General features: G+C 65.2%; 8 protein-coding genes, 1 tRNA gene and 1 pseudogene. 9 read left to right on the top strand and 1 reads right to left on the bottom strand.

Annotation, left to right across the window (positions count from 1 at the left end; genetic code table 11):
- Nucleotides 1-13: 13 nt before the first annotated feature.
- Nucleotides 14-862 (bottom strand): methyltransferase domain-containing protein, encoded by an 849-nt coding sequence (locus tag ACT17R_RS14820; RefSeq protein ID WP_062900833.1) that lies wholly within the window; start codon nucleotides 860-862, stop codon nucleotides 14-16.
- A gap of 52 nt (nucleotides 863-914) precedes the next feature.
- Here ACT17R_RS14820 and ACT17R_RS14815 point away from each other — a divergent pair.
- The 9 genes and pseudogenes from ACT17R_RS14815 to ACT17R_RS14775 all read left to right on the top strand — a co-directional run bounded on the left by ACT17R_RS14815 (nucleotide 915) and on the right by ACT17R_RS14775 (nucleotide 12,618).
- A pseudogene (locus tag ACT17R_RS14815) lies at nucleotides 915-1,758 on the top strand (double zinc ribbon domain-containing protein).
- Nucleotides 1,759-1,776: 18 nt separating this feature from the next.
- Nucleotides 1,777-2,037, top strand: coding sequence for a glutaredoxin 3 (gene grxC, locus ACT17R_RS14810; RefSeq protein WP_062767121.1), 261 nt, complete (start codon nucleotides 1,777-1,779; stop codon nucleotides 2,035-2,037).
- Between the two features lie 3 nt (nucleotides 2,038-2,040).
- Nucleotides 2,041-2,508 (top strand): DUF1178 family protein, encoded by a 468-nt coding sequence (locus ACT17R_RS14805; protein WP_062900831.1) that lies wholly within the window; start codon nucleotides 2,041-2,043, stop codon nucleotides 2,506-2,508.
- A 48-nt stretch (nucleotides 2,509-2,556) separates the two neighbouring features.
- Nucleotides 2,557-2,633: transfer RNA gene (locus tag ACT17R_RS14800), tRNA-Arg, on the top strand.
- A 480-nt stretch (nucleotides 2,634-3,113) separates the two neighbouring features.
- Nucleotides 3,114-6,152, top strand: coding sequence for a TonB-dependent receptor (locus ACT17R_RS14795; RefSeq protein WP_202988241.1), 3,039 nt, complete (start codon nucleotides 3,114-3,116; stop codon nucleotides 6,150-6,152).
- A gap of 44 nt (nucleotides 6,153-6,196) precedes the next feature.
- Nucleotides 6,197-8,410: a chondroitinase-B domain-containing protein gene (locus tag ACT17R_RS14790; RefSeq protein WP_444809728.1), complete on the top strand. Its 2,214-nt coding sequence runs from the start codon at nucleotides 6,197-6,199 to the stop codon at nucleotides 8,408-8,410.
- A complete protein-coding gene (locus ACT17R_RS14785; RefSeq protein WP_444809727.1) occupies nucleotides 8,407-10,581 on the top strand; it encodes a heparinase II/III domain-containing protein in 2,175 nt (724 codons plus the stop codon). Before ACT17R_RS14790 ends, ACT17R_RS14785 begins: the two co-directional genes overlap by 4 nt.
- On the top strand, nucleotides 10,578-11,852 hold the full coding sequence (locus ACT17R_RS14780; protein ID WP_202988243.1) for an MFS transporter: 1,275 nt from the start codon (nucleotides 10,578-10,580) through the stop codon (nucleotides 11,850-11,852). The genes ACT17R_RS14785 and ACT17R_RS14780 overlap by 4 nt, the downstream gene beginning before the upstream one ends.
- 13 nt (nucleotides 11,853-11,865) lie before the next feature.
- On the top strand, nucleotides 11,866-12,618 hold the full coding sequence (locus ACT17R_RS14775) for an SDR family NAD(P)-dependent oxidoreductase (protein WP_444809726.1): 753 nt from the start codon (nucleotides 11,866-11,868) through the stop codon (nucleotides 12,616-12,618).
- The last annotated feature ends 28 nt before the right edge of the window (nucleotides 12,619-12,646 follow it).

Here is a 12,646-nt window from a genome sequence, read left to right as displayed (position 1 = left end):
CTGCGCAGCCGACCTAGGGGCGGGGAGACAGCGCGTCGATCAGCGACGCCGTGCCGCTGCCGCGGCGGGCGGGACGGGGCTGGTCGGGGTGCGGCGCCCAGCCGCTGAAATGGATGATACGGAATTGCTCGGCAATGCGGCCGTCGGGGTCGGCGCCTTCGGCAAAGGCGGCCGCGATGCGCGCGGCTTCGGCGCGTGTGAGCGGCAGCGGCGTCGGCGTGAGGCGGCTCGTGAGGCCCGCCGCGCGCAGATCGCGCACGAGCCCCGGCAGCGCCGCATAGCGCACGGTCAGCGCCTCGACATCGACGACGGGCAACGCAAAGCCGGTGCGCTGGAGCAGATTGCCCATCGCGGCGAGGTCGATCTGCGGATGCATCCGCGCGATGGTGCGCACCCCCTCTGCCATCGTCGCACGGCGCAGGCGCGGCAGGCTGCCGTCGCCGACAAAGGCGCCGAGCAGCAGGCCATCGGGCGCCAGCAGCGCGCGCAGCCGTACAAGCGCACCCGGAACGTCGTTCACGGCGTCGAGACCGCCGGGCCAGAAGATCAGATCATATTGGCCGAGCGGCAGGTCGATTGCATCCACCTCACCCACCATCGCGCCGGTCGCCGCGGCGAGCCGCGGTCCGGCCTCGAAGAGGTCGAGCGCCCGCCCGCGTGCGCGCAACGCGTCGGCAAGTGCGGCATCATGGGCGCCGATCAGCAAGATGCGGTCGAAGTCGCGTGTGACCATTTCCAGCCGGTCGAGCAGCGTTTCGGCCAGGATCGGCGCAAGGAAATTGGCGTCGGGGGGCAGGCGCGCCAGCCGGTCGCGCTGGGCGCGGTGGCGGGCGGCGGAAAAGAGCGGCGGCGGCTGCGACATGGGCGCGCTTGTGCCGCCGGGCGCGATGTTTCACAAGAGGCCGCTGGCGACGATGGCCGAAGACAGCGAGGATGATGCGCCGGCGCCGGCGGCGCCCGTCCTGTCGCGCGGCATTCGGCGACTGGGCACGGCGCTGCTCGATTATGCGCTGCCGCCGCGTTGTCCGGGGTGCGGCCTGGTAGTGGGTGAGGTCGGGCAGTTCTGCCTCGATTGCTGGAATTCGCTGCATTTTCTGGATGGCCCTGCATGCGCCTGCTGTTCGGTGCCGCTGCCGACGGCGCTCCCCGGTGTCGCGAGCGAATGCGGCGCGTGCCTGGCCGATCCGCCCCCGTTCGACGGCGCGCCAGCGGCTTTGGCCTATGGGCCCGTCGCGCGGACGGTGGCGCTACGGCTCAAATATGGACGGCGCTTCGGCCATGCCCGGCTGATGGCGCGCCTGATGGCGCGGCCTTTCGAGGCGCTGGCGGGCGAAGCCGAACCGCTGCTCGTGCCCGTTCCGTTGCACCGCTGGCGGCTCTGGTCGCGCGGCTTCAATCAGGCCGCTGATCGCCGACGAACTGGCGCGGCTGACCGGCGCGGCGCATGATCCGCATCTGCTGGTCCGGCGCAGGGCGACCGCGGCGCTGCGCGGCAAGGGGCGCCGCGAGCGTGAGAAGATCGTCGCGGGGGCCTTCGCGCTGGCGCCCGATGCCAAGGCGCGCGCGGCGGGTCGGCACCTCGTCCTCATCGATGATGTGCATGCGAGCGGGGCAACGCTGCGTGCTGCGGCGCGGGCGCTGCGCCGTAGCGGTGCCGCGCGCGTGTCGGCGCTCTGCTGGGCGCGCGTCGTCCACGATGTGCCGGACAATGCCGCGCCATTTGACTTTGCGGCGCTCGATTCCGATATGCAGCGGTGAAAGGATGAAATCAGTCCCATGGCCAGGATCGAAGTCTATACCAAATTCCTCTGCCCCTATTGCACGCGGGCGAAGGCGCTGCTCGAGAACAAGGGCGCCGCGTTCGAGGAGATCGACGTGACGATGGACCGCGCCGGGTTCGACGCGATGGTCGCACGGGCTGGCGGTCGCCGCACGGTGCCGCAGGTGTTCATCGATGGCCAGCATATCGGCGGCAGCGACGATCTGGCGGCGCTCGATGCACGGGGCGGGCTCGACCCGCTGCTCGGCGCGGGCTGACTCTTGATCGTCTTCGATCTCTGCTGCGACGCCGGGGATCACCGGTTCGAGGCCTGGTTTGCGAGCAGCGACAGCTTCGCCGACCAGCAGGCGCGCGGCCTGATCGCCTGCCCGATATGCGGCGACAGCAGGGTGAAGAAGGCGGTGATGGCGCCGCGCATCGGCGCCAAGTCGAACCAGCAGGCTGTCGCCGCGCCGACACCCGCACCGGCACCCGATGCGCCGCCGTCCGCCGAAATGATCCGCACCGTCCTGGCCGCGATTGCCGCGAAGCAGGCCGAGATGTTGCCGCAATCGCGCTGGGTCGGACGCGATTTTGCCGATGCTGCGCGTGCGATGCACGAAGGCCGCGCGCCCGAAGACCTGATCCACGGGCAGACCTCGCCCGAAGAGGCGCAGGCGCTGCATGACGACGGGATCGCCGCCATGCCACTGCTCGTCCCGATCGCGCCGCCCGACGCCATCAACTGACCGCGCCGATTGACGCTGCGCGCCTTGCCCCGCTAAACGAGCGCCGACGCGCCCGTAGCTCAGCAGGATAGAGCATCAGATTCCTAATCTGGGGGCCACAGGTTCGAATCCTGTCGGGCGCACCACTTCGGAACAAGGCTGGGCACAGTGCGCGCCTTTTTTTGGCGGCTCCCGCGACCAGCGCTTGGAGCAGATTGCTTTTCAATCCGAGATCCGAACCTCGCCGGTATCGACCCACACGCGCTGTGCAAGCGCGCGCGTGTTTATCGACTTTTTGATCGAGAACATGCGTTAATCCGTGCCAGCCAGTGATCGTGAACGAAGCAAGAGCCCGGGGCTGTTTTCGACGAGCCGATCTGGGTCGCTTAACGCTCGCCGTGTCGGCGATGGCCGGTCTGCCAAAATCGAGAGAGGGCCCGCGCCATACCGCCGCGCTGGGAAGGGCGATGCAAATCGGGCGCAGCATGACGCGCCGGCGGGATGGATGGCATCATAATTCGTCAACAAAGTGGTATGACAAAAAGAAGGATATTTTCGCTGCCTTGTTGACAATATAGGTATGAAGATTATGCCTAGCCGAAATACCAAGCCAATTGGGGAGAGGCATGATGCGGGATTATGTTGGGCTGCGCCGCAAGGCGCGGGCGTCGCGGCTGGTGACGGCATGGGTTTCCGGGGTCGCGCTCTGCGCGCTGCTCGCGCCCGCCAGCGCCCTGGCTCAGGAGCAGGTGCAGTCGGACGATGCTGCGGACGACAATGCGATCGTCGTGACCGGCATCCGTAGTTCGCTGCAGAGTGCGCTCACTGAAAAACGTAACGCCGACAATCTGATCGAAGTCATCCAGGCCGAAGACATCGGGAAATTGCCTGACCAGAATCTCGCCGAGGTGCTCGAGAACATCACCGGGGTGCAAATCACGCGCGAAGCCGGGGTCGGTACTGGCGTGCAGATTCGCGGCACCAACGACAATCGCGTCGAGATCAACGGCGTTTCGACCGTCGGCTCCGGGTCGGGGCGGGGCGGCATCAGCTTCGAGGATGTCAGCGCGTCGATCATCGCGTCGGTCGAAGTGACCAAGGCTCCCGAGGCAAAGACGATCGAGGGATCAGTGGGCGGCACCATCAACCTGCGCACCATTCGCCCGCTCGACCTGAAGGAAATGCTGCTCGCGGCGCGCGTTCAGGGCGAGCATAGCGAACTGTCGAAGAGCGTCCGCCCGCGTATCTCGGCAACGTTCGGCGACAAATGGTCGACGGGTATCGGCCAGATCGGACTGGTGGTAAGCGGCAGCTACACCCAGCAGGAGGCGACGTCCTTCCGTCCGCGCGTCGATCGCGACGGCGGGCTCGTCGAAAATGTCAACGCGACCGTCGTCCGCAGCGGCGTCGCTGAAAATCAGCCGACGCGCCGCCCGGCCGCCCAGGACTTCGACTTCGTCGGCATCCAGTTCCTCAACCAGGAGCTCGAAAATTTCGAATATGAGACGAAGAATTTCGCCGGAACGCTCGAATGGGCGCCGAGCGATCATGTGAAATTCTATTTCGATACCATCTATAACGACCAGCAGCGGCGGCAGGACAGCTCGCGCGTTCAGGGGTCGGGGGTCAACGCGCTGCTCGACTACAGCGTTCCGACATCCTTCCAGACCGTGGATTTCGGCTCGCTCGACGGCGTGAAGCTCGGCAGTATCCGGGTCGCCGAGACGGGCACGATCGAGCCCAATATCGCGGTCGATCGCGACGACCCCAATCTGCGCTTCTCGAGCGATGTCGGGGCCCGCCTGACCAAGAGCGAAATCTACCGGCTCGGCTCCGAGTTCGACGCCGGGCGGCTGACCGGACGCGTCGAGGCATCGCGTTCGATTTCGAACACGCGAAATCCCGATCTCAGCACGACGCTGAATTTCCTCAACCCTAATGCTCCGGTCTTTACCGGGAACGACAATGCGGTCCCCTTCATCTACGACCTGTCGGGCGGATCGCTTGCCTTCGGGATCAATTTTGACTCGCCCTTTGCGCCGACGGTCGAACAATTGCTCGACCCCGCCAATGTCGTGTTGCAGCAGGTGTCGATCGGCAATGACAGCACGCGCAACAAGGAAGACGCGGCGCGCATCGATCTGTCGCTCGATGTCGCGGACCTGACGCCCTTCTTCACCTCATTCGACGTCGGCTATCGCTTCAACCGGTCGTCCAGCACCTTCAACGATGTCGGCTCGACGCTCACGCTCAGCAGCCTCAACGACAGTCCGCGCGGCACCTTGTTTGCCGATCTGCTGGTTCGCGGTCCGAACAATTTCGGCGACGCCGACGGCCGGACGCTTTTCTTCAAGGACTTTCTGCTTATCGACCCCAACCGCGCCTTCAGCGATCGCGAGGGTACACTCGACATCCTGCGCGCCGCCTTGCTGGCGGCGCCCGGCCAGCGCGCACTCAACGACGCATCGGCCAATTCGGCGGGCTATTTCTCGATCAACGAGACGACCAACGCGGTCTATGGTCAGGCCAATTTCGAGATCGGCCCGGTACGCGGCAATTTCGGTCTTCGCTGGCTCGACACCAGCCTCGATTCGATCGGCAATTCGATCACCGGCGCCAATGTGACGCAGGTCGTCACCCGGGGCGGCTACAGCAAGCTGTTGCCGCGGCTCAACCTCGTCGCCGATGTTGCGGACAATATCCTGCTGCGCGCCAGCTGGGGCCGCGACATCAACCGCCCCGATTTCGACCTGTTGTCGACCTCGGTATCGTTCGTCACGAGCGAAAACGCGGCGGTCTCGATCGGCAATCCGAATCTGCGCCCCGAAACCGTCACCTCCTATGACGCCTCGATCGACTGGTACTTCGCGCCTTCGTCGGTGCTTAGCGTCGGGGTGTTTCACAAGAAGCGTACTGACCTTTTCGTCACCCAGCTCGAAGATGCGCCGCTTGACGCCAATGGCTATCGCGACATCACCGCGCCGTGCGAGGGCGGCGGCATCTATAATCCGATCGGGTTTCGCAACCAGCTATCGCCGATCGGCGGATCGGGCATGTGCGTCCCGATCCTGACGACGATCAACGACAGCGGCAGTACGACGCAGACCGGCGTCGAAGTCGCGCTGCAATATGATCTGTCGCAGTTCGAGGAAACATTGGGCTTCGCATCGGGCTTCGGGATCGTCGCCAACTACACCTATCAGAAATTCGGCGGCGGCCAGGCGGTCAACAGCTCGGCGACGCGCGGCACGGATATCTTCAATGCTATCAACGGCATCTACGATGATGCCGATTTCGTGCCGGTAACCGCGAAGCAAGGGCTGCTCGACTTTTCCAAGCACGCCTATAATCTGACGCTCTATTACGAAAAATACGGGCTGTCGGCCCGTGCGCGCTACACATGGCGGAGCGCATTCCGGACGCTGGACACCGTCGGCGGCGCGACGCTTGCGAGCACCTTCGGCTTTCCGGTCGTGACCGCGGCGCGGGGACAGCTCAATGCGAGCATTTCGTACGACATCAACAGCTTCCTCAGTGTCGGGGTCGAAGGGGTCAACCTCTCCAAGTCGAAAATCTCGCAATATTGCGTCAATGACGGGGCACTGCTGTGCTTCGAGGGGCTGCCCGATCGCCGGATCACCTTCGGCGCGTCGGTGCGTTTCTAGGGCGCTCGGGGTGACGGCGCAGGGCAAGATAAAAGGATGAGGCATTGAAAATCGGTTCGGTTCTGATCCTAGCGCTTCTCGCGTCCGCCGCGGCGCCGGCGAACGCACGCGACCTGCTCGTGTCCGATCCCGCGCAGTTCCGCGCGGCAGTCAAGGCGGCGAAACCCGGCGACGCCATCCTGCTTGCCGACGGCGAATGGCGCGATTTTCAGGCGCTGTTCGTCGGCACCGGTACCGCGACGAAGCCGATCACCCTCGCGGCGCAAACCAAGGGCAAGGTCGTTCTCACCGGTCAGTCGAACCTGCGACTGGCGGGTCGCCACCTCGTCGTGTCGGGCCTCGTCTTCAAGGACGGCGCGAGCCCGACCGCCGAGGTCATCTCCTTCCGGCGCAATTCGTCCGACCTGGCGCGCGATTCGCGCGTCACCGAGGTGGTGATCGACGGTTTCAGCAAGGCCGACCGCCGTGCAGAAGATATTTGGGTCGCGCTCTATGGGACCGGGAACCGCGTCGATCATTCGCATTTCGAGGGCAAGACAAACAGCGGCGTTACCTTGGCGGTTATCCGCAAGGCGGGCGATCCGCTCGATAACCGGCACCGCATCGATCATAATTATTTCGGACCGCGCCCGCCGCTCGGATCGAATGGAGGCGAGACGATCCGCATCGGGACGAGCGAGGAATCGCTGTCGGACAGTCACACGCTCGTCGAGCGCAACATCTTCGATCGCTGCAGCGGCGAAGTCGAGATCGTGTCGGTCAAATCGGGCGGCAATATCATTCGCGAGAATCTTGTGCTCGCCTCGCAGGGCGCTTTCGTGCTGCGGCACGGCAACGGCAACATTGTCGAACGCAACATCTTCTTCGGCCAGGGGGTTCCCGACACCGGCGGCGTGCGCGTCATCAATCGCGATCAGGTCGTGCGCGACAATTATCTGGAGGGGCTTGCGGGCACCTCGTTCAAGAGCGCGATCAGTGTGATGAACGGCGTCCCCAATTCGGTGATCAATCGCTATCATCAGGTCGCCAATGCGCGGATCGAGGGCAACAGTATCATCGACGCCGCGCGCATCACATTTGCCGCCGGTGCCGATGCCGAACGCTCGGCCCCGCCCGTCGACAGCCGGTTCGATCGCAACCTGCTCGTCGGGGCTAAGGGACAGGACCCCTTCCGGGCGGAAGGCGCAATCGACGGCATTGCGTTCGCCGACAATGTCGAGGCGCGCGTGGCGACGCCGCTGCTTGGCGCAGGGGTCGAGCAGCGCGAGGTCACGCTCGAACGCGGCGCGAACGGCCTGCTGTATCCGACCGACCCGGCGCTCGCCGCCATTGGCGCACCGCGCGATCTTCGTCCGGTGACGCGCGACGAAGTGGGTGCCAGCTGGTATCGAAGCACAGCGCCCGAAGCGGCGTTCGGCGCTGGCGTCACGCGCCGCGTTGCCGCGGGCGCGTCGCTCGCCGCGGCGGTCGCAGGCGCGCAGCCCGGCGACACGCTGACACTTGCGACTGGCACCTATGATATTCCAGCGCCGCTGACGGTGCGCCACCGGCTGACCATCGCCGGCGCCAAAGACGCAAAGCCCGTGCTCCACATCGTCTCGCAGCTTGCGCGGATCGTCGGCGGCGGTGGTTTGCGGGTAGAAAATCTGGCGATCGACGCGCACGCCGCCGAAGGCGCCGGGCCGTTGATCGCGATCGAAGCGGGCGCTGCCCCCAATTATGCGGTCGCCCTCGACGGCGTGTCAGTGCGGGGACCGGCCAAGGGGCGCCTCACCGGGGTCTCGATGGCGCCGGGAACCTTCGCTGACGACATCATCATTGCGAACAGCAGCTTCGCCGACATGGGTGTCATTATCGACGGGACCGGCGAACAGGAGCCGAAAGGCTGGTATCCGATGGAGCGGCTGACGATCGCGGACAGCAGTTTTGCCGCCGTCGGCATGATTGCCGATCTGCTGCGCAAGGGGACGGACGAAAGCACCTTCGGTCCGTGGTTTGCGATGACCGGGTCGAATGTGGTCGACAGCGGCACTGACGGCGTGGCGCTGCGCATTTCGGGTGCGCAGCATGTCCGTATTGCGGCCAATGCGTTCGCGAAATCGGGCGCGATTGCGATCATTCATTCGGTCGGCGCGCCCGACACACGGATCAGCGGCAACAGCTTTGCCGCCACCCCGGCGCCGCGGGTGGAAGAACTTGTTTATAAAGGCCCGCTGCGCGCAGATCTGTCGAACAATGCCATGGAGGCGCGGCCATGATGCGATCCCTTGCGCTTCTGCTCGCCGCTGCCGTCCCAGCCACGGCTGCCGTCGCCGCGCCGCCGCCTTCCGCAGAGCACACCCGATCCTATGCGCCGTTGTTCGCGGCCGAAGTCGAAGCGGCGAAACGCGATGTCGAGGCGTCGATCCGGGCGGGGATCAATGTGCCCGTGCCGAAGGATCCGGGCGGCGGCTTCACCCACGAACAGCATAAGCGCAATTACCGGATCATCTTCGAGGGCGGTCAGCTCTACCGGCATACGGGCGACGTCCGCTACCGCGACCATGTTCGCGACCTGCTGCTCGCCTATGCCAAGCTTTATCCGACGCTCGGGCCGCACCCGGCGGCTGCGAACCAGGCGGCCGGCCGGCTGTTCTGGCAGAGCCTCAACGACAGCGTCTTCCTCGTCAATGCGGTGCAGGGCTATGCGCAGATCCGCGATGCGCTGACCCCCGCCGAGCGCGCGCGCATCGACGATGGCGCGATCCGTCCGATGGCGAAATTCCTGTCCGATGGGTCGCCTGAGGTGATCGGCCGGATCCATAATCATGCGACCTGGGCCTGCGCCGGCGTCGGGCTCGCGGGCTATTTGCTGGGCGACCGTGATCTGGTCGACAAGGCTTTGCTGGGGCTCGACAAGAGCGGCAAGACGGGCTTCCTGCGCCAGCTCGACCTGCTCTTCTCGCCGGACGGCTATTACGCCGAAGGCCCCTATTATCAGCGCTATGCCTTGATGCCCTTCGTGGTCTTCGCTGCCGCGATCGACGCCAACGAACCGCAGCGCAAGATCTTCGACTATCGCGGCGGCATCGTCCTGAAAGCCGTGCGAACCGCCATCGACGTCACCCACGACGGCTATTTCCTTCCGATCAACGATGCGATGCCCGACAAGAGCTTGCGCACCGATGAGCTCTATCAGGCGGTTGCAATAGCCTATGCCGCGACGCGCGATCCCGTCTTTCTGTCGATCGCCGAGCGGCAGGGGCATACGGTGCTGACACCCGCGGGCGAAGCGCTGGCGGTGGACGTTGCGGCAGGCAAGGCAAAGCCGTGGCCCTTTGCCTCGCGGCTGCTGTCGGACGGGCCCGACGGCAAGGGCGGGGCGCTTGTCCTGCTGCGCGATCGGCCGACGGCGACCGGCCCGCTGCTCGTCGTCAAAAATACCGTGCAGGGCATGGGGCACGGACATTTCGACCGCCTGAACTGGCTCTATTATGACGAGACCGGCGCGGTCGTCACCGATTATGGCGCGGCACGCTTCCTGAATGTCGAGGCGAAGCGCGGCGGACGTTACCTCCCCGAAAACGACAGCTGGGCGAGTGCGACGGTGGCGCACAATACGCTCGTCGTCGACGAACAAAGCCATTTTGCGGGCGACTGGAAGGTGGGAGAGAAAGTTCCCACCCAGCAGCTCGCGAGCCGCCTCGATGGTCCCACGCGCTATTCGATCGCGGCGATCGACGGCGCATACAAGGGTGTCGCGATCCGCCGCGCGCTGTTGCTGCTCGACATCGACGGGCTCGGCAATCCGCTTATTCTCGATATCCTCCGTGGAACTGGCGGCGGCAGGCATCGCTTTGACCTGCCGCTGCACTTTTCCGGACAGATTATCGACAGTGATATCGTTTTCGATCGCAAGCTGGCCGAGCGGCCGGTGCTGGGCACCGCAAACGGCTACCAGCATCTGTGGATCGATGGCGTGGGCAGCGCGGCGGACAAGGTGGCGGGCAAGGCAGCGCGGCTCACCTTCATGCAGGGCAACCGCTTCTACAGCTACCATATGGCGCCGCCCGCGGGCGCCCGCTTCATCCTCGCGGAAAGCGGCGCAAACGACCCCGAGTTCAACCTGCGCCGGCAGCCTGTGCTGATCCAGCGTATCGACGGCGCCGATAGCGCGACCTTCGTCAGCCTGCTCGAACCGCATGGGTCCTATGACGCATCGGCCGAGACAGTCGTCGGCAGCCGCGCGCGGGTTGTGGAACTCGACCACCGCCGCCTCGGCAATGTCGACCTCGTGGCCATCACGCTGGCCGGCGGCCGCCGTCTGGCGGTCGCGGTGGCCGATAATGTCGCGGCGGACGCACTGCACAGCGTCACGATCGACGGTGCCGCGCATTCATGGACCGGCCCCGTCGGCCGCTTCGATCTTGCCAAGGGAGGCGCAAAATGAAGGGCGGCCTGCGCTGGTGCGTGATCGGCCTCATCGGCCTCGCCACCGTCATCAACTATATCGACCGTAACGCGCTCGCGGTGATGTGGCCCGAAGTGTCGAAAGACATTGGCGCCACCAAGGAAGATTATGCGCTGCTCGTAACAATCTTCATGATCGCCTATGCCTTCGGTCAGTCGCTGTTCGGGCGCGTGTTCGACGCGATCGGGACACGGATGGGCTTCACCATCTCGATCCTTTTCTGGTCGCTGTCGATCGCGGCGCACGCGCTTGTCCGATCGATGCCGCTGCTCGGCGTGCTGCGCGCGACCTTGGGGCTCAGCGAAGCGGGGAACTGGCCAGGCGCGGCCAAGGCCAATGCGCTCTGGTTTCCCTCGCGCGAACGCGCGCTCGCCCAGGGCATATTCAACGCCGGTGCGTCGCTGGGCGGGATCGTCTCGGCCCCTCTCGTCGCATTGCTTTTCGTCCAGTTCGGCTGGCACGGCACCTTCCTGATCGTCGGTATCTTGGGCTTCGTCTGGCTGGTTCCGTGGCTATGGTTCTACAAAGGCGACCCTGAAAATCATCCCTGGCTCAGCGAAGCGGAGCGTCAGCATATTCTGACCGGCCGTGCCGAGGCCGGGCCGGGCGATGATCGCCGCGTGCCGCTCGGCGAACTTCTCCGCCATCGGCAGAGCTGGGGCGTCATCCTGTCACGCTTCTTCCTCGATCCGGTGTGGTGGTTGTTCGTATCGTGGCTGCCGATCTACCTTGCGGAGACCTTCGGCTTCGACGTGAAGCAGATCGGGCTATTCGCCTGGGTTCCCTTCGTCGGCGCCATGCTGGGCAGCCTGTTCGGCGGTTGGCTGGCGGGGCGGATCATCGCTTCCGGCGGGAGCGTCCACAAGGCGCGCACGCTGACGATCGGCATTGGTTGCGCGATCATGCTCCCCACGCTGCTTGCGACGATCGGTGCGGACGATCCGCTCAGCGCAGTCCTGCTGATCGCGGGGATATTGTTCGGTTTCCAGATGGCGATCGGCAATATCCAGACGCTGCCGAGCGATTATTTCGGCGGCGGGGCGGTCGGTAGCCTTGCCGGGATAAGCGGCACCGCCGCGGTCGCCGGGACGCTGATCACCACCTGGCTCGTGCCGGTCCTCACAAAGAATGGCTATGCGCCGATCTTCGCGCTGTCGGCGGCGATCGTTCCGCTCTCCTTCCTCGCATTTCGACTGATCGGCGGCCGCGTCGAACCCGTCGCGACTGCGCCCCGCAACACCCAAGAATAAGGAAAAGAATTCGATGAATCTCCAAGGGAAAACTGCGCTCGTCACCGGCGGTGGCCGCGATATCGGCCGGTCGGTGTCGATCGCGCTCGCGCGCGCCGGAGCGCGCGTTGCGATCAATTACAACAGCGGCCGCGAAGCCGCGGAAGCAACGCTGCAGGCGATCCGTGACGCGGGCGGCGACGCCTTTCTGGTCCAGGCCGACGTGACCGACAGCGGCGCGGTGCGCGCAATGCTCGACGAGGTCGGCGTCGCGTTCAGCGGCCGCCTCGACATTCTCGTCAACCTTGCCGGCGGCATGGTCGCGCGCAAGACGCTGGGCGAGATGGACGAAGCCTTCTTCGACCATGTCATGACGCTCAACCTCAAATCGGCTTTCCTCGTCCTCCAGGCTGCCCTGCCTTTCCTCGGCGAGGGATCGGCGGTGGTCAATGTCTCGAGCCAGGCGGGACGCGACGGCGGCGGCCCCGGCGCATCGGTTTATGCCACCGCGAAGGGCGCCTTGATGACCTACACGCGGTCGATGGCAAAGGAATTGGGGCCGCAGGGTATCCGCGTCAATGCGGTTTGCCCCGGACTGATCGGTACAAGCTTTCACGACATTTTCTCGAAGCCGGAGGGCCGCGCGGCGACCGCCGGAAACACACCGCTGCGCCGGGAAGGCCATCCCGACGAGGTCGCGGATACCATCGCCTATCTTGCATCGCCTGCGGCGAGCTTTCTTGCCGGCGTCTGCCTCGACGTCAACGGCGGGCTCTATTTTTCGTGACGATGTAATCCATAGCAGAAGGGACAGG

The organism is Sphingopyxis sp. Q841 (genome assembly GCF_052384365.1).
GTDB lineage: Bacteria > Pseudomonadota > Alphaproteobacteria > Sphingomonadales > Sphingomonadaceae > Sphingopyxis > Sphingopyxis terrae_A.
Note: the sequence above shows the minus strand (reverse complement) of the source record. Positions and strands in the feature narration are given on the sequence as shown.

Excerpts from the sequence above, each read along its gene's own strand:
- ACT17R_RS14820 (WP_062900833.1), bottom strand. The coding sequence starts at position 862 with ATGTCGCAGCCGCCGCCGCTCTTTTCCGCCGCCCGCCACCGCGCCCAG.
- grxC (WP_062767121.1), top strand. The coding sequence starts at position 1,777 with ATGGCCAGGATCGAAGTCTATACCAAATTCCTCTGCCCCTATTGCACG.
- ACT17R_RS14795 (WP_202988241.1), top strand. The coding sequence starts at position 3,114 with ATGATGCGGGATTATGTTGGGCTGCGCCGCAAGGCGCGGGCGTCGCGG.
- ACT17R_RS14785 (WP_444809727.1), top strand. The coding sequence starts at position 8,407 with ATGATGCGATCCCTTGCGCTTCTGCTCGCCGCTGCCGTCCCAGCCACG.
- ACT17R_RS14780 (WP_202988243.1), top strand. The coding sequence starts at position 10,578 with ATGAAGGGCGGCCTGCGCTGGTGCGTGATCGGCCTCATCGGCCTCGCC.
- ACT17R_RS14775 (WP_444809726.1), top strand. The coding sequence starts at position 11,866 with ATGAATCTCCAAGGGAAAACTGCGCTCGTCACCGGCGGTGGCCGCGAT.